The following is a 26,339-nucleotide window of genomic DNA, read 5'->3' as shown; positions in this document are numbered from 1 at the left end:
TATTGCGTATAATTTTTAAATGGATTAAAATCCATTGCATTTTCATAGATCGAACCAATTGAACATAATCATATTAAAGGACCGTTAGGCTCGATTCATATTGTAGAGCTGGATTTTAATCCGGTTTAAAAGAATGGACAATATAAAAACAGCCACTAGGCTCGGTTGTTATATTTATATTTTAAAATTTAAATTTTTTAAAACTATATTTTATCGTAATTTTCTGAACGAAACAATTACAGAAAATTACCCAATGAATATTTTACAAAAACCTGCTTTTATTATTGCATTTGGAACTTTAATGTTTGCTTTTACAGCAAATACAAATGCTCAAAAAAAAGAAAACAGCCTTAAAAATTTGATTCAATATGTTGATCCAATGATTGGAACAGCAAAAATGGGACATACTTATCCGGGAGCAACAGTGCCTTTTGGGAGCGTACAATTAAGCCCCGAAACCGATACCATTGCTTATAGTTTAAACGGAAAATACAATGGTGAAGTTTATAAATATTGTGCAGGATATCAATACGAAGACAAAACGATTGTAGGTTTCAGCCACACCCATTTTAGCGGAACAGGTCATTCTGATTTAGGAGATTTTCTAATTATGCCAACAACCGGAAAATTGCAATTGAATCCCGGTGTTGCTTCAAAACCTTTATCAGGCTATAGATCTGCATTTTCACATTCGACAGAAAAAGCAGAACCTGCGTATTACAGCGTTCTTCTGGAAGATCATAATATTAAAGCTGAATTGACTGCAACAACAAGAGTAGGAATGCATCAATATACTTTTCCAAAATCAGATGAAGCGCATATTATTCTGGATCTGACTTCGGGAATTTACAATTACGATAAAAAAAATGTCTGGACTTTTGTACGTGTAGAAAACGATACTTTAATTACAGGATATCGCCAGACAAACGGCTGGGCGAGAACGAGAACCGTTTATTTTGCTATGTCTTTTAGTAAACCAATCAAAAGTTACGGACAGGCCGCACAGGAAAAAAGTGTTTACAGAGGTTTTTGGGGAAGATTTGATCAAACGAAAAATTTCCCTGAAATGGCAGGACAAAACTTAAAATTGTTCTTTGATTTTGATACAAACGAAGGCGAAAAAATCAAAATCAAAATGGCTTTATCACCTGTAAGTTCTGCAGGAGCATTAGAAAACATGAAAAAAGAAATTCCGGATTGGGATTTTGAACGCGTTAAAAAACAAAGTCAGGAAGTTTGGAATAAAGAATTGAATAAAGTTCAGGTTGAAACGATTCAAAAAGAAGATTTGGTTAACTTTTATACTGCAATGTATCATGCATTTTTAGGACCAACAGAATACATGGACTTAGATCGAAATTACAAAGGTATTGATATGAATGTTCATAAAGCAGAAAACTTTACAAATTATACCAGTTATTCGCTTTGGGATACGTATAGAGCTTTGCACCCGTTATTCAATATTGTGCAACCGAAAAGAAACACGGATATGGTAAGTTCAATGCTGGCGCATTCAGATCAAAGTGTGCATAAAATGCTTCCGATATGGTCGCATTATGCGAATGAAAACTGGTGTATGATTGGGTATCATTCGGTTTCTGTTGTGGCAGATGCAATTGTAAAAGGCAATACAAATTTTGATGCAGAAAAAGCACTTCAAGCTTGTGTTAATACTGCAAAAGTGCCTTACTATGATGGCTTAGAATTTTATATGAAGAAAGGTTATGTTCCTGAAGATAAAAATGGTGCTTCGGTTTCGAAAACTTTAGAATATGCTTATGATGACTGGGCAATTGCGCAGGCAGCGAAGAAATTGGGTAAAACAGATATTTATAATGAATTCATCGAAAGATCGAAGAATTATAAAAATGTTTATGACGAGAAAACTGGTTTCATGCGTCCTAAATTAAACGATGGAACTTTCAAAAAAGAATTTGATCCGCTTGATACACACGGACAGGGTTTTATCGAAGGAAATTCATGGAATTATAGTTTATACGTTCCGCAAGATCCTGCTGATATGATAAAAATGATGGGTGGAAATGAAAAGTTTAAAGTTCGTTTAGATTCATTGTTTAATATGCATTTACCGGATAAATATTTTGAAAACACAGAAGATATTACAAGAGACGGAATCATTGGGAATTATGTTCACGGAAATGAACCTTCACATCACGTAGTTTATTTGTATAACTGGACAGATTCACCTTGGAAATCACAAGATAAAATCAGAATGATTCTTAAAAAAATGTACCGAAACGGAGCTGATGGTTTAGGAGGAAATGACGATTTCGGACAAATGAGTGCCTGGTATATTTTCAGCAGTTTAGGATTTTATCCTGTTGCTCCGGGTTCTGATGAATATGCATTAGGAAGTCCGCTGGTTAAAAAAGCTGTTTTTAATTTAGAAAACGGAAAAAACTTTGAAGTTGAAACCTTAAATCAATCGGATAAAAATGTATTTGTGAGTAAGGTTTTGCTGAATGGAAAAGAAATTTCAAGACCTTTCCTGAAACATGCAGATGTTATTAATGGTGGTAAAATTACTTTTTACATGAGTGCAAAACCGAATAAAAAGAATTATCAAAATTAAGATGGACCACGGATTTTACTGGTGAAACGGGTTTACACTGATGTTTATTTAATCTAATGTCACCCTGAGCGAAGTCGAAGGGCTTTTACGACGAAAACGGGCTTCGACTTCGCTCAGCCTGACTATAAAGCAAAATTGAATTCGTGAAAATTCGTGAAATTCGTGGCAAAAAAATAAACGTAAAAAGGCTTCGACTTCGCTCAGCCTGACAGAAAGGGACTCATCCTGAAAAGAGAACAAAATTAAAATTCAAGAAAATTTGCGTAATTCGGGGCGGAACAACAAAAAACTTCACGAAATTTGCACTTCAAATAAAGACAATCAATATGAAAATAAATTTAAAATCAGGAATTGATAAACTGCTTTTCGGAATGAAGCAGAATGATGTTACAGCTGTTTTAGGAAAACCTGATAAAAACTATAAAGATGAAGATGACAATGTGATTTTTGTATACAACGCACACAAAATCAGATTGACATTTTATGAAGAAGAAGATTTAAAATTAGGCTATTTAGTAGCTTCAAGCAATGATTTGGAAGTTTTCGGATTCAAAATAATCGGAAGAAAAATTGCTGATGTAAAGAAAGATTTTGCTGCAAAAGGAATTACAAAATATACTCAGGAAACTTTTGATACTTTCGAAAATTACTTCAACGAAGACAATTGGTTTATTCTTCAAACGGAATTTGATGAGGTTGTAAAATTTGAAATTGGTGCAATTATCAATGATAAAGATGAGTTTGCCTGGAAGTTTCCGGTTAAGAAATAATTAGGCTTTTAAAAACCTTTGTCAAAGTTTTAAACTTTGACAAAGGTGAGATACAATATTGTCAGGCTGAGCGAAGTCGAAGCCCTCAACAGTGAGGATTTGACTTACGTGACTTCGACTTCGCTCAGTCTGACAAACGGAACAAATAATCACAAAAAAACCGACAATCGCTTGTCGGTTTTTTTATGGGTTTAAAAGAAATTATCCTTTTAACCATGCATTTTTAAGTTTCTCTTTTGAAGCATCAGTTGCTTTAAAAGTTTCAGTTTCTTCAAATGGTAGTTTTACAGTTCCTTTTATGGTTTCTTCTTTACCATCACGTTTTATTTTTAAAGTAATTGGATCATTTTCTTTCCAGTTTTCACTTGCACCAATAAGTTCGTAAATGTTTTCTAAAGAATAAGCTTTGTTATTTACTGCTAAAATAATATCGCCTCCTTTTAAGTTTAAGTTTTTGAAGAAATCGTTTAGTTCAACATCAGGACGAACTGCGATTTCTTTTGTCTGTTTATCAATTTTGATATAAGGCGTTTGTCCTTTTAAGAAAACAGCTCCGGTTTTTTTCTCCATTGCTTTTGTTACACCAACTTTAGCCAAATAAAAATCGTAAGGAATTGGAGTTGTTCCCGCTACATATTTGTTTAAGAAATCCCCAACTTCAGGATAAGTCAATTGTGTGATTTTAGCAAATAATTCATTATCGTTGAATGGTTTTTCAACACCATATTCAGTTGATAATTTATGCATTAAATCAAGAATTCCTCTTTCACCGTTGCTTTTTTCTCTAATGATAATATCGATACACATTCCAATCAGCGCTCCTTTTTGGTACACGTTTAAGTATTGATCTTTATAGGGTTGTTCTAAAACATTAGCACTCATTTTAGTAAATGACATTGTATCATCTAATTTTTTTGCCTGCTCAATTTTATCTGCAATTCTAGTGTAGAATTCTCCTTCATTAATTAAACCCTGGTTGATTTGGAAAAGATTTGCAAAATATTCTGTTACACCTTCGTACATCCATAAATGCTCAGACATTTTTGGGTCATTATAATCAAAATACTGGATTTCTTTTGAGTGAACTGTCAATGGAGTTACAATGTGGAAAAACTCATGAGAAACAACATCTTTCATTGATTCTACTAATCTTTCTTTTGGCATAGATTCAGGAAGTACAACTGTAGTAGCAGTTGGATGTTCTAAAGCTCCAAATCCGTGTGCATCGTCTTTTGCCATGCTTGATAAATACAATAATACAGTATACTTTTTATTAGCATTTACTTTACCTAAAAAGTTTTTCTGAGCCGTCATCATTGTTTTCATTTCAGGAGTAATACTTTCTGCAGTAAATTTTCCAGTTGGAGAATAAACAGCAATTAAAATATCCATTCCGTTAACGTTGAAAGTAGTGTAATCTGGTTTAGAATACATAATTGGATTTTCAACTAAAACAGCATAACGAGTCGTTGTAAAAACATCGCTTGTTTTGCTTGCATCTTCATCAGTCATTGAAGTTGCGCCCCAAAGTGTTTCAGGATGTGTAATGGTAACTTTGTACGGAATTTCTAGTTTGTCTTTGAAATACCCAACAAAACCATGTGTATTTACTAAGAAATTTTCTCCGGCTTTGATGTTTGTTCCTGCAGGTGAGAAAACATCATCATTACCAAATCCGGTACCTTTTTCAGTGTCAAAAGTATCATTAACTAAATAAGTAATTTTTTTAAGCGTTTTAGCATTAGCAATCGACCATGAATTATCGCCAATTCTGGTTACAGTTAATGCATTTCCTTTAGCATCATAAGCTTTAAAATCCTCTGAGTATTTTCCGTAGTTATCAGTAGAATAAGTTCCTGGAACTGTTTTTGGAATACTGTAGATAATTTCATCTGTTTTAATTGCAGGAGGCGTTACAGTTACCAAAACTTTATCGTCTTTTACATCAACAAGATTGATGTTGACGTCTACGACATTTTTTTCAGAAACTGAAGAACTTCCTGTTTTACAGCTCCAAAGCGTTACTGCAAGAGCTAAAGTGTAAAGTATTTTTTTCATTTGTTTATGTTTAGTTATACCTATCAGACTAGAAAATTACAAAATAGTTACAAAATCATTGTAAAAAGTTATAAATAAAAAAAAACTCCTGCTTTTACAGGAGTTTTAAATCTTAGTCAAATTTATTTTTAATATAATATTTACCATCCAAGTCTTCGTCAAAATCATCAATTTTAATAGGCTTTGGTTTAGGTTTATTCGCTATAGCCTTCTTTTTCCACATCTCAAATTTTTCAAGAGGCATTTTCTTCTTCATTATTTCAAGAACTTCTTTTTCTTCCAATCCAAACTCTTTTTTTATGATTTCAAATGGATTTCTTTCTTCTAAGGCTAACGAAACAAGTCTTTCCGTTTGTTCCCAATTCAATTCTTTGCGGTTACTCTTTTTCATCTCGTGAAAATTAATTCAAAATAGAGGGTTAATGATTAATAGATTGATTTTCATTTTATATATCAATATTAATAAAAAAAATAATTAGTTGGTACGCCCAGGTATATTTTTTTTTATTGATTTTTAGTGTTTTTTGCAGATCTTGTTTTCTGAAACGGAATTTGCAATAAATTTTTCAACTGGTTGTTTTCTTCGGCAAGCATATGAGTATCTACACCGTAAATTAATTGATCTTTTGGTAAATAGGTATAAGTACCGAAAAGCCTGTCCCAGACAGAAAAAATATTGCCATAATTGCTATCAGTATAAGGCAGTACATAATGATGATGCACTTTATGCATATTGGGAGAAACTATAAAATAACTTAGGAATAAATCCAGTTTATTTGGCAACGAAATATTGGCATGATTAAATTGTGAGAATATAACAGACAAAGATTGATATAAAAATACCATCCACATTGGGCTGCCTACGATTAATACGCCAAGTGTTGTAAACACAAAACGAATTACGCTCTCTCCCGGATGATGCCTGTTTGCTGTTGTGGTATCAATCCAGGTATCAGTATGATGAATTATGTGAAAACGCCATAAAAACTTTATTTTATGTTCTATAAAATGAACTAAATAAGCACCAATTAAATCTAATAAAAGCAGACCAATAATAGTATAAAGCCAAATAGGAATTTGAGTAAGCCATTGTAAAATCCCGAAATTATTTTCAGTGGTCCAGCTGGCCGTTTTTATTAAAATAAAAGCCAGAATAAAATTGACAATAATAGTGGTAATGGTAAAAAAGATATTGATTCCCGCATGATGCCATTTTCTATATTGCATTTGAAACAAAGGGAAAGTATTTTCTATTACCCAAAAAAGTGTAATCCCGCCAATTAAGATAAGACTCCGGTGTGAAGACGGAATAGTGCTGAAATAAGAAATAATTTCGTTCATAACCAATTAGATTTGAGTTGAAATGAAGCTTTCTTTTTTCGATTTTATCTAAAGAAAAAGAGAAAACCAAATATAAATATATCTGATTTTCTCTTTAAATTTTATAATTGGTTAAAATTTTTATGCTTTTTTAATCAAACTAATAATAAATAGTAAAATCCATGCACCTCCAACAGCAATTAAAATCTGCCATAAAAGTCCGCCGCCGCCAATACCAAGTTTAGCTGCAAGCCATCCTCCAAATATACCGCCAAGGATTCCAACAATGATATTACCAATTAAACCAAAACCAGCACCTTTCCAGATTTGACCGGCAAGCCATCCTGAAATTGCACCAATAATTAAAAAATATATAAAACTCATATTAGGATAAGTTGATTAGTTAGTGTGATCTTCTTCGTTTTTCTGTAAAAGGAGTTTATAAATAAATCCTGCTGCAACAGCACCTAAAATTGGCGCGACCCAAAACAGCCAGACCTGCGAAAGCGGTTCTCCGCCCGCAAAAATTGCCTGAGATAATGATCTTGCAGGATTTACAGAAGTATTTGTAATTGGAATACTTATTAAGTGAATTAAAGTTAATCCTAAACCAATTGCAATTCCGCAGAAGTTAGTGTTTGCACATTTATCTGTACTTCCTAAAATGATCAATAAGAAAAATAAAGTCAATACAAATTCAGCAATAAAAGCAGCCTGTAATGAATATCCATCTGGAGAAAATGCCCCAAAACCATTTGATGCAAAAGCTCCGGCTTTAGTATTATCGATTATAAATCCTGCTTTTCCTGATGCAATTGTATATAATGTTCCCGCAGCAGCAATTGCACCAATACATTGCGCAATTATGTAAGGAATAAGATCTTTGGCAGGAAATCTTCCCCCAGCCCATAAACCAAATGAAACAGCCGGATTAAAATGTCCGCCCGAAATATGTCCAACAGCGTAAGCCATTGTCAAAACAGTTAAACCAAATGCTAAAGCAACCCCTGCAAACCCAATTCCTAATTCAGGATAACCGGCAGCAAAAATGGCGCTTCCACAACCTCCAAAAACCAGCCAATAAGTTCCGAAAAACTCTGCAAACAATTTTTTCATAATAAAATAATTTAAGATTAATAGATTTGATTGTTATAGGGTATATTGGAATGCCCAAACTATCAAAACGATTTGTAAGAGCAAACGTACAAATAAAATCCATTTTGGTAAACCAAAACCCGCTTTTTTATTTTGAAACATATATAAATTGGCAGGGAATATTGCAATCAATAATGCAATAATTCCCCATGCAGCATATTGCGTAGTAAGAGAGAACATTAATAAAATCCCCAATAAAATTTCGGCGATTCCGCTTAAAGTATTGAGTATTTGAGGGTTTTTAAAAAATGGAGGAATGATTTTAATGTACATTCCGGGTTTTCGAAAATGATTAAATCCGGCAAGTATATAAAGTATCGCCATTAAATATAAGTGCCAGGGTAAGTTCATGATAATTAATTATTTATAACGAAATTATAAAAAAATTAACACTTATTACATTACAAGACAGCTTTTTTTAATAAGATGCTAAAAAACCTTAAATTTTGCGTTTGAAATTTACATTCATAATAATGATTGCCAGAATGATAAGAACAATTCCAACCCATTGTGTAAAAATCACTTTTTCATTTAAAAGTACATAGGCCATCATTACTGAAACCGGGAGTTCTAATGCAGAAACGATACTTCCTAAACCAATTCCGGTTAATGGAAAACCTAAATTCATTAAAAGAGGCGGAATTATGGTTCCGAATAATGATAAAACAATTCCCCATTTCAGGAAAATTGCCAGATTGAAAGGGGTAACCTGGGTAAAAAATCCAAAAGTAAATACAATTACAGCACCGCCAAGAAGCATATATAAACTACGCTGAGCAGAAGAAATTCCTGTAGCTACACGATTTGCTGTAAACATTGTGGTTGTAAACGAAGCTGCGGCCAAAACTCCCCAAACAATTCCGCGCCAGTCTAGAGCAATATCATTATGGATAATATTAGTTGCCAAAACGGTTCCTATTAAGACAATAAAAACGGCTATAACTTTTTGTTTAGAGGGTAATTTTTTTTCTAAAATCATTTCAAGTAAAACTCCCATCCAAACGGTCTGCATTAATAAAACGATACCAATAGAAATGGGAATAAATTTAACAGCCAGATAATAGAACAAACTTGTCATTCCTAAAGAAGTACCGGCAAGCATTAAATGAAATATATTCTTTGAAGTAGCTTTTACTACTTTTTCTTTATTTTTTACTTTTTGAAAAGCGTTGATAATCAAAATACCAATTATTCCAAGTACAAATTGAGAGGTTGTTACTTCGGCAGTTGTATATCCTTCAGAATAAGCCATTTTTACAAAAGTGGCTAACATTCCGTAAGTTGTAGCTCCTAAAGCAACTAAAAATACTCCCTTTAATACGTTATTTTGTGACATTTTGATTGTTTATTTTAAAAAATTCAAGCCGGCAAAGGTAAGTTATTTTGTTTAAGAATTAATAGAAAATGTATACAAACGTTATCAATGTACATATTGATGAAGCATTATTAGATTTAATTTTAAATATTTGACAGAATTTAAGAAAATGAAAAAAGCCACCAAAAACTAAATTTTGATGGCTGTATTATATTCTAAAAAGAATTTAAAATCTTATTTAGGCTGATTTTGATATGTTTCAATTTCAAAAACCAAAGTAGCGTTTGGTGGAATAACTCCTCCGGCACCTTGCGCTCCGTAAGCTAAATTTGCAGGAAGAAAGAAAATTGCTTTTTCACCATCTGTCATTAAATCAAGAGCTTCGATGAAACCAGGAATCATACCGTCTTTTTTACCAACAGTAAAAGGAAAAGCTTTATATCCGCCCTGAGCGTCTCTGTTTGCATCATATTTTCCGTATGCTTTAGCTACATCAGTTATGCTGCTGTCAAAAAGATTTCCGTCTTCAAAATATCCTGCATAATGAAAAAAGATATTAGAACCTTCAGCACCTTTTACACCCGTTCCGTTTTTAGTAACTACATATTTTAAACCAGATGCAGTTGTAGTTGCTTTAGCTTTTGTAGCTGTAAAATAAGCCGCTTTTTCTGCAGCAACTTTTTGAGATTGTGCTTTTAAGATTTCTAGTTTTTTAGCCTCTTCTGCTTTATCAGCTTCTTGGTTTTTTTCATTATCGCTAAAAACCTTTACAGCATCAAATTTTTTGGCTGCAGTACCTTTGCGGGTAATTGTAATTTTTGTCATCACATCATTCTGAGCAATTTTATTTACAACATCCATTCCAGAAACTACATGACCAAAAATAGTATGCTTTCCGTTTAACCAAGGTGTATCTTTATGTGTGATGAAAAACTGACTTCCGTTTGTTGCAGGACCTGAATTGGCCATTGCTAAAACACCGCCTTTTTCAAATTTTAAATCGCTGACAAATTCATCTTTAAAAGAGTATCCCGGGCCTCCAGAACCATTTCCGTCCGGATCACCACCCTGAATCATGAAATCTGCAATAACTCTGTGGAATTTTAAACCATCATAAAAAGGTTTTCCTTTAAGTCTTTCTACTTTTACAAAAGGATTTTTTCCTTCTGCCAAAGAAATAAAGTTAGCAACCGTAACGGGAGCTTTTACATATTCTAATGAAAGAACAATGTCTCCTTTTGTTGTTGAAATTGTAGCAAAAATACCTTCAGCTGGATTTGCCGCAACAGCTGTTTTAGCCGTTTTTGGTTTTGCTTTCGTAGTAGTAGTTTTTTTTGCTTGCGCCTGAATGTTTAAAACAGCCAGACAGAATAAAAATAGAAATTTAAATTTCATTGTATTTTTCAATTTAAGTCTGTAAAACTAATTATAAGAATTTAATTATAAAAATAATTATGGTTTTTCTAATAATTGAACTTCAAAAATAATATTTGCATTTGGCGGAATAACTCCTCCAGCTCCAGTTGCTCCATAAGCTAAATGAGATGGAATAAAAAGAACTGCTTTATCTCCAAAAGAAAGTTTTTCAATTCCTTCAATAAATCCAGGAATTAAACCGTCTTTTTTTCCTGCCTGAAAAGGAATTGGCTGATAACCGTGCTGTTCTGCTCTTGCAGCATCAAATTTTCCGAAAGTTTTGTTTACTTCTTCAATACTTGAATCAAATAAAGTTCCGTTTTCTAGGAAACCAGCGTAGTGAATATAAACCTGAGTTCCAATTGCAGGTTTTTTACCTGAACCTTTTTCAGTAATAACATATTCTAAACCAGTTGAAGTTTTAGTCGCTTTTGGTCTTATAGAAGCATAGAAATCTACTTTTTCTTTTTGAGCTCCAGCGTATTTGCTTTGTTCTTTAGCGATATTAGCAAAATAATCGTGGAATACTTTTACAGCATCAAATTTCTTAGCTGCTTCACCATTTCTGATAATAGTTACAGCAACGATATTATCTCCCTGAACTACTTTATTTACTACTTCTTGTCCTTTTTCAACAACGTGTCCAAAAATGGTATGTTTATTGTCTAACCAAGGCGTTTCAACATGCGTAATGAAAAATTGGCTGCTGTTTGTTCCGGGTCCGTTGTTGGCCATTGCTAAAACACCGGCTTTGTCAAATTTTAAATCTGAAAACTCATCTTTAAATTTATATCCTGTATCTCCAGAACCTGTTCCTAGCGGATCTCCAGACTGAATCATGAAATCTTCAATAACTCTGTGGAATTTTAAACCGTCAAAGAATGGTTTGTTTTTTAATTTTTCATCCGTTACAAATTCGTTTTTACCTTCTGCCAATGTCACAAAGTTTGCAACCGTTATTGGCGCTTTTTTGTAATCTAATTCAACAATGATGTGTCCTTTATTAGTTTCGATATCAGCATATAAACCATCTGGTAAATTACTGTGGTCGTCTTTACATGAATACAATGAGCTTACGGCTAATAGTAATAATAAAATACTTTTTTTCATTTCTTAAAATGTTTTTTATGGGTTTATTGTATCTTTTTTAGTTGTTGCAGCTGGTTTTACAGCTGCAGGTTTTGGAGTTTTTACTGATGTTGTACCCGTACCCGTAGCAGCAGGAGCAGCAGTAGTTTGTGCCGGGTCAGGAACGAAATTACGAAGCGTAACAGTACAAATTAAGGATTCATTAGGGCCAATTTTTTTATTGTCTCCATGGTATCCGTATGCTATGTGAGATGGAAACAGAAAAGTAACTGTTTCGTTCTTTTTCATGTATTTGATTCCATCACGTAATCCCATCATAATATCTTGTTTGTCTACATAATAAGTCTGCGGACCAAGATCAGATTCTGAATAAATAAGCGTACCGTCAATATTTTTAACTTCTAAATTGAAGTAAGCGATATCTCCTTTTTTTGGAGTTGCCGTTTCGGTAGTACTTTTTTCATCATAAGAAAACCAATATCCTTTTTTAGTAGCGTAATATTTCACTTTCGGATTGCTTTTGATGATTTTCTTGATGACTTCTTCTTCGCTTGCCACTAACTTTTTATTTCTGTCAGCCGATTTTTTCATAAAAGTACCCGAAGCTCTCGAAATAGGTCTTCGCGCTTCTTCATGGTGTTTACAGCTCACCAATAAAACTGCAAAAAGCAGTGAGTAAATGCTAAGTTTTAAGTAGTTCATATTGGTTTATAATTTTAGTTTAGTTACTAAATCTTCAAACTTTTTAACGGTTTCTTCCATTGTAACATCAGATCTTCCGCCGGCAGCGTTTACGTGGCCTCCGCCATTAAAGTGGTCGCGCGCAAACTGGTTTACATCAAATCCTCCTTGTGAACGGAAAGAGATTTTGATTATTTTTTCGTCTCTATTTTCGATAAAGATAGCCGTAAAAACAATTCCTTTAATACTTAATCCGTAATTAACAATTCCTTCAGTATCGCCTTTTACATAATGAAAAGAATCTAATTCTTCCTGAGTAAGAGTGGTATAAGAAGTTTTATGTTCTTCAAAAACTTTCATGTTTTGCAGTGCACGTCCTAATAATTGCAAACGGCTGTACGAACTATTATCGTATAGTAAAACCGGAATTTGAGTGTTTTCAACGCCTAAATCGATTAATTCTGCTATAATTCGGTGTGTGTTTCCTGTAGTTCCCGGAAAACGGAATGAACCAGAATCAGTTAAAATCCCGGTATAAATACAGGTTGCAATGGTTTTATCAATATCTTCTTTTTTGTTTAAAAAGGTAATAAAGTTGTAAACCATTTCGCAAGTTGAGCCGTATGAAGTATCAGAATACATATAAGCTGCATAATCGTGCGGTTTTTCATGATGATCGATCATAATAAACGGAGCAGTCAGCTTGGCTAATGTATGTTCCATTTCGCCTGTGCGATGAAAAGCATTAAAGTCGAGTGTAAAAATCAACTCGGCTTCTTCTAATATTTTGGTACAGTTTTCAGTATCTTTTTCAAAGATTTTTACTGTTTCTGAACCCGGAATCCAGGCCAAAAAATCAGGAAAATCATTTGGTGCAATCACCGTTGGCTGGTGATTGTTTTTTAATAAAAAATGGTATAAAGCTAGAGTAGAACCCATGGCGTCGCCATCTGGTCCTCTGTGAGGAATTATTACAATTTTTTTTGGAGCAGCAAGCAATAATTGAATTGCCTGAATATCTTGTATTTTCATAGTGTGCGAATTTACATTTTTTTAATGTAATGTTGAAATCATTTTGTGGATTAACACACTTTTAGGAAAGGAGTCCAATTATCGTTTCTGGTTTTTAAATTTAGCTCTTTGTCTGCGCCTTTTTAATTTGGTTTAAAGTACTGGCAATTTTGAAATTTAGAGCAAGCATTTGTTCATCATATTTAGGGCTGTTTTCAGAGATTTTTTTATATGCTAACTCATATAAGCTGATTCTTAATTCGCAATATTCAATTATTTTTTCATTTTGCTGATGTATTTCTTTCGGCAGATATAATTTATCTAATTCGTTAACCAAAGTGATATTTTCATTCCAGTAATAAATACCACGATCTTTAATCATGTATAAGATACTTTCTCTGTTTTCTTCGATCGAATTTCCATATGGAATACTGTAAGCTTCGAGAGCCATTTTTTCCATATCATTAAATTCCTGCATTCTTTTTTCATATTCCATTACCTGATATATATAGACTTTAGAATTTTTAAAATTTATAAATAAAACAGCAATTATTATTGTAGCAAGTGATGAAATAAGTGCCATGCTGTAATCTTTTCTTTTTCTTATAATGGAAAGTATTAAACCAAATAAAATACCAGAGGCAAAACCTCCAATATGTGCTGCAGCATCGATACCGTCTTTAAAACTGTAAAGAATGTTGATACCAGCCAAAACAGCAATGTTGAGTAATAATTTTAATTTTATTTTAGTTTCAAAAGTTTTAAATAAAAGTACAATAAGTAAAATTCCATACATACCAAAAATGGCTCCTGAAGCACCTGCACTTACTAAATCTTTATTCCAGTATAAACTGCTTAAACTGGCAATAACACCACAGAAAAGATAAGTTGCCAAAAAGGTCCAAATTTTTAAATAAGGTTCTAAAAGAAGTCCTGCATAAGCAAGTGCGATGCAATTTAGAATTAAATGAAAAAAACCGAAATGAATAAAGGAGGAAGTTAGTAATCTCCAGAATTGACCTTCGTAAATCATTGGTCCGTAATTTCCTCCCCAGTCAATAATATTTTGAATTTCAGGTTTAAAAAAATGTACTCCTGAAAAAGTCATGACAAGAAAAACCGCAAGGTTTATGTAAATTAAAACAGGAGTAATCAAATAACCTTTTGAAGGAGTAAAAATCGAAAAGAATGAATAAAACGCTGATATGTTTTCAGGTTCTGTTTTTTCTTTATTTGAAACATTTTCGTTTTTTATTTGCTCCGAAAAATCAGTTTTATTTATTTCAAAATCAGAAATATTTTTAAGTTCTTCAAAATATAGGTCTAAAAAGATTTCTGTGTTTTTTTTATTTCTTCCACGATCATAGATCTGATTTCCGTTTGAAGAACTTGTTATTATAGCTGTATTTTCATCAAAAGAAAATGAAATAGTTTCGTTCCAGATATTTTTATTGTTTTGAGAAACTGCATTTAATTCATTTTCATCAATATAAATAATCCTCCAATTTAGTTTTTTGCAGATGTTTACAGCATTTAAAATAAATGCTTTTTGAGGTAAATTATTTAAAGGCGTTAATTGAGAGAACGCTGCTGGAAATCCAAAGGCCATTTTAGTAGTTTTGATTTAGGTCAAACAATACTACAAAAAAAACTTTTAGTTATCACGAAATATTTGCTACAAATGTTCCAGCTCTTTTTTCTGAAACCTTTGGTACAATTTATATTTTGCCCCTTTTACAATTTGTGATTTGTAAATACCAACAGAACCTGATGAAAAATAAGCAATTGTACATCCTATAGCAATAAAAATTCCAGATTCAATACCAAATAATTCCATTCCCATAATGGTGCAGGCGATAGGAGTGTGGGTTGCTCCGGAGAAAACGGCAACGAAACCAATTCCGGCTAAAAGCGCAATTGGCATTGGGATAAATAAGGATAAAGCACTTCCTAAAGTTGCACCAACAAAGAACAATGGTGTTACTTCTCCGCCTTTAAAACCTGCGCCCAAAGTAAATCCGGTAAATAAAATTTTAAGCAGAAAATCGTACCATTCACTCTGGTTTGAAAAGGAATCAACAATAACAGGAACGCCAAGTCCGGAGAATTTGGTAAATCCTAAACCAGCAATGGCAATCGCTAAAACTATTCCGCCAATAACAGGACGAAGCGGCGGATATTTTATGTTTTTAGAAAATAGAGAACCCCAAAAATGTGTGCTTCGAGAAAATAATAAAGCAGCAAAACCAGAAAGAAGTCCCACTAATATGGTGTAAAATATAGTGCTAAAACTAAGTTCAGGAACAATTGGAATGCTGTAATGAGTATGTTTTATTTCCCAAAATTCTACAGTAAAATAAGCAGCATAAGCGACTAAAAAAGAAAGTACAATACTTTTTAAATTGATTTTACTGAAATACAAAACTTCCAAAGCAAAAACGGCGCCTGCTAAAGGAGTTCCAAAAACAGAAGCAAAACCTGCGCTGATTCCCAGAATAATTAATATTCTACGCTCAGAATAATCGAGTTTGAAAATTTTGGTGAATTGATCCGCAATTCCGCCTCCCATTTGCACGGCTGTGCCTTCGCGTCCGGCTGAACCTCCGAATAAATGGGTCAATAAAGTTCCGAAAAGAACCAACGGAGCCATTTTAAACGGAATGACTTTTTTAGGTTTTTCGTATTCTTCAAGCAATAAATTATTGCCTTTTACTACAGATTCTCCCCAGTAATAATAACTCGAACCGACTAAAAATCCGCCTAAAGGTAAAAGCCAGATAATCCACTCGTGCTGAATTCTATATTGTGTGACCCATTCTAAAGAAACAAGAAAAAATGCAGATGCAGATCCTGAAAATATGCCTATTAAAGCACAAATAATAATCCATTTAGGAATGGAAATTAGTAATTGTTTCAGGTTTTTGGAAGTCATTAATTGTGTATGATGTTTTCTGCCACGAATTTCACGAATTTTCACGAATTAATATATTTTAATTTGAGATAAACAAAAAGAAATCTTTAAAATCCTTTTAATCTGTGGCAAAACAAAAAAAATAATTAGTGAAAATCCGTGTAATTTGTGGCAAAAAAACTATTTACTGTACAACAGCTGTAAATTCAATTTCAACTAAATATTCAGGAGCAACTAATTTACTGATTTCATAAAAACCTGTTGTTGGTTTTACATCTTTAAAAAAAGCAGAATGCGCTCTGGCAACTTCTTCAAAAGTATCAACATTAGTAGTGAAAATACGAGTTCTGATAACGTCTTTAATTCCAACGTTTAAGTCTTCTAAAACTTTTTCAACACGTTCAATTATATTATAGGTCTGCGCATAAGCATCGTCAGCTTTTACTTTGTCGCCGTCAACAATTGCTACAGTTCCCGAAACTTCAACGATATTGCCAATTCTTACAGCGCGGCAGTATCCCATTTTGTCTTCCCACGGCGATCCTGTTAAGATATTTTCTCTTTTCATTTTTATGAGGTTTTTTGAATTGTTTTGTTTCGTTTTAAAAACAAATTCAGGTTAATTAATGCGCTGCAATTTAGGAAATATGACCGTCAAAAAGAATCATATTGAGTTGAAATCACACCGAAAATCATTCTTTTTTGTGATATTTAAAAAGAAAGAAAATATATTTATTCTGCTTGGTTTTCTTCATAAATTCTTAGTTTGTTCTGCGTGTTTGTCAAATGCTGCTGTAAAGTTTCAATTTTATTCAGCAAATGATAAATGGCATCAATTCCTTCTAAATTAATATTCAGGTCATAATGCATGCGAATCATTTTTTCTATAGAAGGCAATTGTTCCGGCTGCAGATATTCGTCATTTTCTTCAACAATAATTTCTACCAAACCATAATTATGAAGCTCAGTAATAAACGTATTTTCAATTTCGTGATAAATACAAAACTGTTTTATTTGGATTAAGTTCTTGTTACTCATGATTTCTAAGTTTAGATAATTCTGCAAACAATTCTTTTTCTTTTTCGGATAATTGGGTTGGGACTTTTAAGTTATACGTCACATACAAATCTCCAAATTGATTTTCCTTTTTGTAAATAGGAAAACCTTTTCCTTTTAATTTGACTTTTGTTCCGGTTTGAGTTTCGGCAGGAACTTTAATTTTTACCTTTCCGTCAAAAGTTTTGATATTAATTTCTCCGCCTAAAATTGCCGTATAAAGATCCAAATCAACATTAGAATATAAATTGTTTCCTTCTCTTTTAAAATCAGAATTGTTTTCAATAATAAAAGTAATATACAAATCGCCGTTTGGTCCGCCATTTACACCCGCGCCGCCATGTCCGGGAATTTTGATAACCTGACCATTTTCGACTCCGGCCGGAATTGTAATTCGGATATTTTTACCATTTACGGTTAAGCTTTGTTTGTTTGTAGTATAAGCAGAAGCTAAATCTAATTGCAGTTCAGCATTAAAATCCTGTCCTCTGTATTTAGACTGACCTCGGCTGCTTCGCCCAGAACCGTACATAGAATTAAAGAAATCTGAGAAATCACTTCCTGAAAAATCACCTCCGCCAAAACCAGAAAAGTCTTGATTACCTTGCTGTTGCTGTCTCGAATATTGCTGTTGATTGGGATCGTAACCCGCTTTTTCAAACTCGTCGGCATGTTTCCAGTCTTTTCCGTATTTATCGTATTTTTTACGATTTTCAGGATTGCTTAAAACTTCGTTTGCTTCATTGATTTCCTTGAATTTTTTCTCCGCCTCTTTATCATTCGGATTCAAGTCTGGATGATATTTTCTGGCCAGTTTTCGATATGCTTTTTTAATTTCGGCTTCAGTTGCCGATTTTGTAACATCTAAGGTTTTATAATAGTCGATATAATCCATCTTTATAAAATTTTGATAAAATAAATTGAGATCTTGAAGTTAAGAATAAGTTGTTAACTATCAAAGTGATGTGTAGGTTTAAAGAAAAAATTAACGCATAATCAAGATGCGTTTGGAATTTGAAATTTTAATATTGAGAATTTATTTTAAAATTTTGGCAGGTTTTTTGATTCCAAAAATTAGCCTAATATATTGTTATAATAGTCTTAAAGTTGTCGCACCAAACTTATTTATGCTATTTTTGCGATGCTAGACTTGAGTGCTAATAAAAAAATATAAAGCTAATTCGATAACCACTTTTCAATGAAGCATATCTTATTTTTTATACTGTTTTTTACTGCTGTAACTGTTTCAGCACAAACTGAATTTGGAACCAAATTCAAGCCAATTCCGGCACCTAAGTTTAGCGCAAAGAAAAAAACACCAATTCCGCAAGTCAAAGATCGACAAGCAGAAACTGCCGATATACCCAGTATTAAAACACCAAATGTTTTTGATAATACGAGTATAACTCCAAAATCACAGCTTCAGGTTGGCGCAGAGAAAAGTAAATTTACCATGTCAACAGAAAATGATTTTGCTAATCCAGGCGATCAATATGTGGCAAAAATGGAAAAAGATTTAAATAAAGCTTTAAAAGACGCGGGATTATTAGAAGGCCGCGGTACATTGGTAAAATCAAATATTTCCCTTGGAGATTTTAAAACCAAATCGGAATACTTTATTGTTAAATTCCGTGATTTTGGTGCAATCGACGGCGATTTGGTCAGAGTTTCATCAAATGATGTAGTGATTAAAGACCAGATACTTTTAGATTCTGGCTATAAAGATGTAAAAATAAACCTAACCCAAGGTTTTAATAAATTAGATTTTGAAGCCCTAAATATTGGTTCTTTGGGCGGAAATACAGCAGAAATCCGGGTTTACGATGACAAAGGCCAATTAGTTACAAATGATTATTGGAACAATCTTGCAGCAGGATTTAGGGCAACAATTATTGTTACCAAAGAGTGATTTTTTTATATACTAAGATACTAAGGTTCTAAAATGTTAAGTTTTTCTCAGCATTTTAGAACCTTATTCTTTTAGTAGAATACTCTAAGAAAAAACTTAGAATCTTAGAAACTCAGACTAAAACGGATCCGCAGTAACTCTAAATTTCATATCCGCTTTCACCGTTACATCTTTCGTAAGCGTTTCTTTAAGTGTAACCTGCGTTCTAATTTTATAGCTGTCTGCTTTAATATATTGATCCAGTCTTTTATCGGTACAAATTAAATCAATCGTATTGCTTGACGAATTGATATTATCCTGATACGCCAGTTCTATTTCATCAGAATTTGATGTTGAAATATATAAATGTATCGATTTTAAAAATGTAAAAGTTTTATCAGAAGGATCAGAAATAGAAAGTTTAAGCGATCTGATTTTTACATCTTTTACCAAACTAGCTTTGGTTTTATTGTTTTCAAATTCAGCCGAAGAATTAGTTGTAACATCTGGGGTAATAATTTCTGTTGGTAAATCAAGCGGCGATGTACTTTTAATTTTAATCGATGCTTCGTTTGAAATAGTAAAACTTAATAAATCATCTACAGCATTGCAAGAAGTTAAAAACAGAGACAATAAAAGGATAAGAGCAATTGATTTTGATTTCATAAATATGGGTTTTTATCGTAGATACGATATTTCTTAGGGGTTGGATTTTTTTTTTAAGGTTCTAAGTTTCTAAGATACTGAGATGCTAAGTTTTTTTCTTTTCGAGGTTAAAAATTAAACTCAGAATCTTAGAAACTTAGCATCTTAGAAGCTTAATTAAAAAAAATATAATTTTTTCATTGTTCCGATTTTTCAATTTCGAATATAAAAAGTATTTTTGCGCATGCAACACAACGTACTTATTTTAGATTTCGGATCGCAATATACACAGCTTATTGCGCGTAGAGTTCGCGAATTAAATATATTCTGCGAAATTTTTCCTTACAATCACTTTCCTAGTGATTTATCAGCTTACAAAGCAGTAATTTTAGGCGGAAGCCCATTTTCTGTTCGCGCAGAAGATGCCCCACATCCTGATTTATCTCAAATTAGAGGTAAACTTCCAATGCTTGCCGTTTGTTACGGAGCGCAATATTTAGCTCATTTTAGTGGAGGTGAAGTTGCAGCTTCTAATACTAGAGAATACGGTAGAGCGAATTTATCTTATATAAAAGATAATGAAGTTTTCTTTGAAGGAGTTTCAGAAAACAGTCAGGTTTGGATGAGCCACAGCGATAGTATCAAAGCGCTTCCAACAAATGCTGTAAAATTAGCAAGCACACACGACGTAGAATTTGCCGCTTATAAAATTGAAGGCGAAACAACGTACGGAATTCAATATCATCCAGAAGTTTTCCATTCTACAGACGGATCAAAAATGCTGGAAAACTTTTTAGTTAAAATTGCCGAAGTTCCTCAAAACTTTACACCAAACGCTTTCGTAGAAGAAATGGTGGGAGAATTAAAAGAGAAATTAGGAAATGATAAAGTAGTTTTAGGATTATCAGGCGGAGTAGATTCTACTGTAGCTGCGGTTTTATTAAACCAGGCAATTGGTAAAAACCTTTACTGTATTTTCGTAAACAACGGATTACTTCGTAAAAACGAATTCCAAAACGTATTAGATCAATACAAAGGAATGGGATTAAACGTAAAAGGTGTAGATGCCGGAGATCGTTTTCTTTCTGAACTTGCGGGAATCAGCGATCCTGAAACCAAACGTAAAACTATCGGACGTGTATTTATCGAAGTTTTTGATGATGAATCACATTTAATCGAAGACGTAAAATGGTTGGCACAAGGAACAATTTACCCAGACGTAATTGAATCTGTTTCGGTAAAAGGACCATCTGCAACAATTAAATCGCACCATAACGTAGGTGGATTGCCAGATTATATGAAACTAAAAATTGTAGAACCGCTTAGAATGTTGTTTAAAGACGAGGTTCGTAGAGTTGGAGCTACTTTAGGAATAGATCCTGAATTATTAGGAAGACACCCTTTCCCGGGACCAGGATTATCAATTAGAATTTTAGGAGATATTACACCGGAGAAAGTACAAATTTTACAAGATGTTGATTCTGTTTTTATCGAAGGATTAAAATCTTGGGGATTATACGACAAAGTTTGGCAGGCTGGAGCAATTTTGCTTCCGGTAAACAGTGTTGGAGTTATGGGCGATGAGCGTACTTACGAGAAAGTAGTAGCGCTTAGAGCAGTAGAATCAACAGATGGAATGACGGCTGACTGGGTTCATTTGCCTTACGATTTCTTGATGAAAGTGTCAAACGACATTATCAACAAGGTAAAAGGCGTGAATCGTGTAGTTTACGATATAAGTTCAAAACCACCTGCAACAATTGAGTGGGAATAGTATTGTTTTTAAAATTAAGGTCTTACATTTGTAAGGCCTTAATTTTTTATAACCTACTATTTATGAGAGAACTTTTAACGATTTCTCTTGTGTTTATTTTGTCTTTTAACAAAATAGCTGCGCAAGATTCAATTATTGAGCACAAAATTCAAAAAGGGGAAACTGCTTATTTCATTGCCCAAAAGTATAAGGTTTCTGTAGACGAGATTTACAAACTCAACCCCGAATCGCAAAACGGAATCAAAGACAATCAAGTTATTAAGATTCCCGTTCATTCTCCACAAAAAATAAATCAAGAGCAACAGACTCTTCATGTTGTTGGCGAAAAAGAAACGCTGTACGGTTTATCTAAAAAATATAATGTTTCTGTAGAAGCTATTCAAAATGCAAATCCAATTCTTGCAAGCGGACTTCAGGTTGGACAGGAATTAATTATTCCGCAAAGTACTTCAAATCTTCCAAAAACAGAAATTACAGCTTCATCAAAAACAACACATCTCGTTGTGGCAAAAGAATCTTTGTTCAGCATTGCCAGACAGTATAATGTTTCGGTTCAGGATTTAGAAAATCTTAATAAAGAATTATTGCAAAACGGACTTCAGATTGGACAGACAATTGCTATTCCAAACAAACGAAAAACTTTAGACGGAAAAGTTCGCGTGATCAATCAGGAAACTGTTTTTCATGTGGTTGAACCAAAGGAAACTAAATTTTCGATTTCTAAAAAATACGGAATTACAATCGATCAGCTGGAATCTCAAAATCCGGAAATTATAAACGGATTAATTGTTGGCAATAAATTAGCTATCAATAGAAAGGAAATAAAACCAGCAAATGAAAGTGAGGAATTAATGCTGACTCTTGCCGAAAAGCAAGTTGTGGTTGAAAAAACAAAAGCCAAAACGGTTGAAATTGATGATTTAAAAGACAGATTGGTTATTCAAAAAGAAATGAATCAGAAGATTATAAAAATTAACGATTTGAAAGTTAATTTGAATGATATGAACGGTTCAAAAGAAAATTCAGTTGAAAAACTGCGTTTGGTTTTAGAAGCCAATAAAAATGTTCAGGATATTTTAATGGCAAAATTAGATTCGTTAGTAAACACGATGAATAATGATTTGGTCGAATTAAAACGAATGGATGTTTTAAATGTGGATGAATCAAAGCGATTGGAAAAACAATCGTATGAAAGCATCGGAAAAACAAGCGAATTATCATCTCAATTAAAAAAAGAACTCGCTGAAAACAGAAAAGCGTATGCCGGTTTAATGAATAAAGTCGAGAAAATCGCCGTTGAAGAAAATCAGGAATACAAGAAGAAAATCCGCGAAAGCGAAAAAAATAAAAATGTTACTTCGATTCAGCAAAGACTTTCTTTAGAGGAAATTAAACGCTATAAAATTGAACAGGAGCAAGGCGATGCGAAAAACCAACAGTTAATTTCGAAAATTGATTCGCTCGATACTCAAAAACAAATTGAGGTAAAACGTCATATCAGCAAAGCTTCTTATTATAGTATGGAAGCCAGAAAATTTGATGACAAACTGGCTTTGGTTAAACTGAAAAAATATCAGGATGAGGCGATTAAAAAATCAGGTTCTGCAGAAACTTCAAAAGCAGTTTCTCTCGAAGAAATGAAACGCGAACTAAAAGAAAACCCGTTTAAAAATGAAAAAAATATAAAGATTGAAGTTTATGATAATCTTAAAGAAGTTTCAAACGGCTATTACTTAGTTTTGGGTATATTTACAGACGCGCCGCAGCGAGATAAGCTAATTATGCAACTTATTGATTCGGGCGATTTTAACGCTAGTTTTTTCTTTAATATAAACAGCCTTTCTTATTATGTTTATTCAGATAAGTTCCAAAACATGGAAGAACTTCTGTATCAATGCAAGAAAAAAGAGGAAAATGAGTTATATAAGAACGTTATTATTGCTAAGTTAGAAATCGATCTTCGATAATTTTTTGGAAGAATCGACAAGTGGCGTGAATCTTGTATACGAGAAATTAGTATCTTGTTTTTGAATTAAAAATTAAATTGTTTTAGTCTTTATTATGAAATATTATTCAACATTATTTTTACTTGTTTTTTTTGTAACCTGTTCTGCTTTTTCGCAAGGAAAAGTGGTGAAATACACAGTTTCAAGTGGAGAAACGGTTAACCAAATTGCTCAAAAATTTAAGGTTACACCTTTTGATATTTATGAATTAAATCCGGATGCGCGTAATGGCGTGAAACCAAATACGGTTTTGCTGATTCCGGCAGCATCAAATAAAAATACAGACAAAAAAGAAACAGCTGCGGTAAAATCTACCAGTAATGGAAAAGCGACTACGCACGAAGTACAGCCGAAAGAAACACTGTTTGGTCTTGAAAAAAAATATGGCATTAGTGATGAAGCTTTAAAAGCTGCAAATCCTTTTTTGATTACTGATGGTTTACAGCCGGGGCAGACATTGACAATTCCTGGAAAAGGTTCTGGACCAAAAGCTGCAGCAACTTCGGACAAAAAACAAAAAGGAGCTGAAAAATATGTTTATCACGATGTTCAGCCAAAGGAAACTAAATTTGGAATCGCAAAACAATACGGAATTTCAATAGAAGAATTAGAAAAGAAAAACCCTGAAATTGTAACAAGTTTACCAGTTGGATATCGATTGACAATAAAAGGAACTGCTCCAAAAACAGAAGTTGCAGCGTCTGTTGCTACAGCTGTAAAACCGGAAGAAACGAAGAAACCTGCAGAGTCTAAAAAAGCAGTTTCTTATATGGAATATCAGGTAAAACCAAAAGAAACATTTTATAGTTTAGGAAGAGTTTTTCATTTAACACAAGAAGAATTAGTTGCTTTAAATCCTTCACTTTCAGAAGGTGTTAAAGAAGGAATGGTTTTAAAAGTTCCGACTGGATATGTGGCTCCGGCTCCAATTGTTGCACAAGCACAGCCAGCTGAAAAATCGGTACAAACTTCTGTAGAAAAACCAGTTGAAAAAGCGATCGAAAAACCAACTGAAAAACCAGTTGAAAGCACTGGAGGCGGAATTAAAATTGTAGATAAAGTAAAATCTGAAACGGTTTCTGCAGATCCGGAAATTGTAGAACTAACTAAAAAAAGAGGTCAAAATGAACGAAAAAAAGTAGTTTTATTGCTTCCTTTTAACCTGGCTAAATTGCAAAGCGATACAACCGGAACAGCTGCACGTTTAAAAACAGATAAATTTTTAAACATGACGCTGGATTTCTATTCAGGAGCAATGATGGCGATAGATTCTGCCAGAACATTGAAATTACCAATTGATGTTGCTATTTATGACTCTCAGGAAACAAAAACAACATCGAATATTTCGAGTTTAATTGCACAAAATAAATTACAGGAAGCAGATGCTGTTGTTGGGCCGTTTTATCAAAACAATGCAGAGTCTACTGCAAATTCATTACGTTTATATAATGTTCCTGTTATTTCGCCATTATCAAAAGATGTGGCAAATCCTATCGATAATTTGTATCAGACAATACCATCAAACGATGTGGTTCGAAATGCAATTTTCGATTATATGAGGGCTAAAAACGGAAACATTGTAGCTGTTGTAGACAAGAAAAAAGAATCAGTTATTAGTTATATTAAACAAAATCAAAAAGGAGTTGTTTTTGCGGCTTTAACAGAAGCAGGCGGTTTAGATGCTGCGAATTTAAAAAGCTTATTACTGCCAACCCGAATGAACTATGTTGTAATGGAAACGGGAAATACTGCTATGATTAAAACAGTAATCAAAGCGTTGACTGATGCTCAAAAATCATGTCAGGTGCAATTGGTAATTTTAGAGCCAAACAGTACGCTTGATACAGACGAAATTAGTTTTGATAACCTGGTAAAACTGAAATTAATGTATCCGTCTGTAACACGTGACAGCGACGATCAATCGGTTTCAATCTTTAAAAAAGATTATAAATTGAAAAATAAAGTTTATCCTAATACCTATGCAACCAGAGGTTTTGATGTAACTTTTGACACTATGATGCGTTTGGTTCAGGGAAAAACGTATCAGGAAACGGCAGATTTAATGACGACACAGCAAGTGGATAATAAATTTCAATTTTATAAAAAAGAAGACGGCGGACACGCAAATAAAGGTGTCTACATATTATATTACGATTCAGACTTAACTTTAAAAGAAGCAAATTAATGACATCAAAAGTAACCTACTTAGGCGATTTAAGAACAAGTTCAATACATATACAATCTGGAAGTGAAATCATTTCTGATGCACCGCTGGATAATAACGGAAAAGGCGAAGCTTTTTCTCCAACAGATACAGTTGCAAATGCTTTAGCAAGCTGCATGTTTACCATTATGGGAATTAAAGCCCGTGATTTAAACGTAGATTTAGCTGGTTCAACTGCCGAAGTAACTAAAATTATGAATGCAGAACCAAGAAGAATTGGAGCAATCGAAGTTGTTTTTGAACTAAAAAGCAACGCCGATGATAAGAGTAAAATCATCTTAGAACGCGCTGCAATGACTTGTCCGGTGTTTTTAAGCCTAAGTTCCGAAATTGAAAAAAATGTAACTTTTAATTGGAAATAATTTTTTTTACGATATATTCTAAAAGCCGTCAATATTGACGGCTTTTTTTATGCAATTCTCATAAT

The 26,339-nt window shown here is 33.2% G+C and carries 24 protein-coding genes; 7 read left to right on the top strand and 17 right to left on the bottom strand.

The window, feature by feature from the left end; genetic code table 11:
* Positions 1-253: 253 nt before the first annotated feature.
* Positions 254-2,593 (top strand): GH92 family glycosyl hydrolase, encoded by a 2,340-nt coding sequence (locus ACODSB_RS15025; RefSeq protein ID WP_488937642.1) that lies wholly within the window; start codon positions 254-256, stop codon positions 2,591-2,593.
* 326 nt (positions 2,594-2,919) lie between these two features.
* Positions 2,920-3,363, top strand: coding sequence for a hypothetical protein (locus ACODSB_RS15020; protein ID WP_488937641.1), 444 nt, complete (start codon positions 2,920-2,922; stop codon positions 3,361-3,363).
* 201 nt (positions 3,364-3,564) lie between these two features.
* On the opposite strand, the gene ACODSB_RS15015 is transcribed toward ACODSB_RS15020, so the two are convergent.
* From ACODSB_RS15015 to ACODSB_RS14940, 16 genes are all read right to left on the bottom strand, one after another.
* Entirely contained in the window at positions 3,565-5,421 is a 1,857-nt protein-coding gene (locus ACODSB_RS15015) for a M61 family metallopeptidase (RefSeq protein ID WP_488937640.1), read from the bottom strand.
* A gap of 112 nt (positions 5,422-5,533) precedes the next feature.
* Positions 5,534-5,812 (bottom strand): DUF2805 domain-containing protein, encoded by a 279-nt coding sequence (locus ACODSB_RS15010; RefSeq protein WP_053474100.1) that lies wholly within the window; start codon positions 5,810-5,812, stop codon positions 5,534-5,536.
* Positions 5,813-5,925: 113 nt separating this feature from the next.
* Positions 5,926-6,762 carry a sterol desaturase family protein gene (locus ACODSB_RS15005; RefSeq protein ID WP_488937639.1) on the bottom strand — a complete coding sequence of 279 codons (837 nt, stop codon included), beginning with the start codon at positions 6,760-6,762 and terminating at the stop codon, positions 5,926-5,928.
* A gap of 120 nt (positions 6,763-6,882) precedes the next feature.
* Positions 6,883-7,125, bottom strand: a complete 243-nt coding sequence (locus tag ACODSB_RS15000) for a GlsB/YeaQ/YmgE family stress response membrane protein (protein WP_053474098.1) — start codon at positions 7,123-7,125, stop codon at positions 6,883-6,885.
* A gap of 15 nt (positions 7,126-7,140) precedes the next feature.
* Positions 7,141-7,857 (bottom strand): aquaporin Z, encoded by a 717-nt coding sequence (gene aqpZ, locus ACODSB_RS14995; RefSeq protein ID WP_053474097.1) that lies wholly within the window; start codon positions 7,855-7,857, stop codon positions 7,141-7,143.
* 33 nt (positions 7,858-7,890) lie between these two features.
* The gene (locus ACODSB_RS14990; protein ID WP_488937638.1) at positions 7,891-8,247 is read right to left on the bottom strand and encodes a DoxX family protein; all 357 of its coding nucleotides are present in this window, start codon (positions 8,245-8,247) and stop codon (positions 7,891-7,893) included.
* An 88-nt stretch (positions 8,248-8,335) separates the two neighbouring features.
* Positions 8,336-9,232, bottom strand: coding sequence for an EamA family transporter (locus tag ACODSB_RS14985; protein ID WP_488937637.1), 897 nt, complete (start codon positions 9,230-9,232; stop codon positions 8,336-8,338).
* Between the two features lie 213 nt (positions 9,233-9,445).
* Positions 9,446-10,606 (bottom strand): peptidylprolyl isomerase, encoded by a 1,161-nt coding sequence (locus ACODSB_RS14980; protein ID WP_488937636.1) that lies wholly within the window; start codon positions 10,604-10,606, stop codon positions 9,446-9,448.
* Between the two features lie 57 nt (positions 10,607-10,663).
* Positions 10,664-11,737: a peptidylprolyl isomerase gene (locus tag ACODSB_RS14975; protein WP_053474093.1), complete on the bottom strand. Its 1,074-nt coding sequence runs from the start codon at positions 11,735-11,737 to the stop codon at positions 10,664-10,666.
* Between the two features lie 15 nt (positions 11,738-11,752).
* Positions 11,753-12,418, bottom strand: a complete 666-nt coding sequence (gene gldI, locus ACODSB_RS14970; RefSeq protein WP_488937635.1) for a gliding motility-associated peptidyl-prolyl isomerase GldI — start codon at positions 12,416-12,418, stop codon at positions 11,753-11,755.
* Positions 12,419-12,424: 6 nt separating this feature from the next.
* A complete protein-coding gene (locus ACODSB_RS14965) occupies positions 12,425-13,429 on the bottom strand; it encodes a DHH family phosphoesterase (RefSeq protein WP_053474091.1) in 1,005 nt (334 codons plus the stop codon).
* Between the two features lie 100 nt (positions 13,430-13,529).
* The gene (locus ACODSB_RS14960; protein ID WP_488937634.1) at positions 13,530-15,017 is read right to left on the bottom strand and encodes a rhomboid family intramembrane serine protease; all 1,488 of its coding nucleotides are present in this window, start codon (positions 15,015-15,017) and stop codon (positions 13,530-13,532) included.
* Between the two features lie 66 nt (positions 15,018-15,083).
* Positions 15,084-16,340, bottom strand: coding sequence for a voltage-gated chloride channel family protein (locus tag ACODSB_RS14955; RefSeq protein WP_488937649.1), 1,257 nt, complete (start codon positions 16,338-16,340; stop codon positions 15,084-15,086).
* A 163-nt stretch (positions 16,341-16,503) separates the two neighbouring features.
* Positions 16,504-16,887, bottom strand: coding sequence for a RidA family protein (locus tag ACODSB_RS14950; protein ID WP_053474087.1), 384 nt, complete (start codon positions 16,885-16,887; stop codon positions 16,504-16,506).
* 164 nt (positions 16,888-17,051) lie between these two features.
* Complete coding sequence (locus ACODSB_RS14945; protein WP_053474086.1) at positions 17,052-17,357, bottom strand: chaperone modulator CbpM; 306 nt, start codon at positions 17,355-17,357, stop codon at positions 17,052-17,054.
* Positions 17,350-18,270, bottom strand: coding sequence for a DnaJ C-terminal domain-containing protein (locus ACODSB_RS14940; RefSeq protein ID WP_488937633.1), 921 nt, complete (start codon positions 18,268-18,270; stop codon positions 17,350-17,352). Before ACODSB_RS14940 ends, ACODSB_RS14945 begins: the two co-directional genes overlap by 8 nt.
* Positions 18,271-18,573: 303 nt before the next feature.
* Here ACODSB_RS14940 and ACODSB_RS14935 point away from each other — a divergent pair, with 303 nt between their 5' ends.
* On the top strand, positions 18,574-19,284 hold the full coding sequence (locus ACODSB_RS14935) for a hypothetical protein (RefSeq protein WP_488937632.1): 711 nt from the start codon (positions 18,574-18,576) through the stop codon (positions 19,282-19,284).
* Positions 19,285-19,401: 117 nt separating this feature from the next.
* Here ACODSB_RS14935 and ACODSB_RS14930 read toward each other — a convergent pair whose 3' ends face one another.
* A complete protein-coding gene (locus tag ACODSB_RS14930; protein ID WP_488937631.1) occupies positions 19,402-19,929 on the bottom strand; it encodes a hypothetical protein in 528 nt (175 codons plus the stop codon).
* 223 nt (positions 19,930-20,152) lie between these two features.
* Here ACODSB_RS14930 and guaA point away from each other — a divergent pair, with 223 nt between their 5' ends.
* The 4 genes from guaA to ACODSB_RS14910 all read left to right on the top strand — a co-directional run bounded on the left by guaA (position 20,153) and on the right by ACODSB_RS14910 (position 26,274).
* Positions 20,153-21,682, top strand: coding sequence for a glutamine-hydrolyzing GMP synthase (guaA, locus tag ACODSB_RS14925; RefSeq protein WP_071636969.1), 1,530 nt, complete (start codon positions 20,153-20,155; stop codon positions 21,680-21,682).
* Between the two features lie 62 nt (positions 21,683-21,744).
* Positions 21,745-23,649, top strand: coding sequence for a LysM peptidoglycan-binding domain-containing protein (locus ACODSB_RS14920; RefSeq protein WP_488937630.1), 1,905 nt, complete (start codon positions 21,745-21,747; stop codon positions 23,647-23,649).
* Between the two features lie 94 nt (positions 23,650-23,743).
* On the top strand, positions 23,744-25,873 hold the full coding sequence (locus ACODSB_RS14915) for a LysM peptidoglycan-binding domain-containing protein (RefSeq protein ID WP_488937629.1): 2,130 nt from the start codon (positions 23,744-23,746) through the stop codon (positions 25,871-25,873).
* Positions 25,873-26,274 (top strand): OsmC family protein, encoded by a 402-nt coding sequence (locus ACODSB_RS14910; RefSeq protein ID WP_256634020.1) that lies wholly within the window; start codon positions 25,873-25,875, stop codon positions 26,272-26,274. The genes ACODSB_RS14915 and ACODSB_RS14910 overlap by 1 nt, the downstream gene beginning before the upstream one ends.
* Positions 26,275-26,339 lie beyond the last annotated feature (65 nt).

This window comes from Flavobacterium sp. FG68, from assembly GCF_057808895.1.
This window is presented reverse-complemented; position numbering and strand designations above follow the sequence as displayed.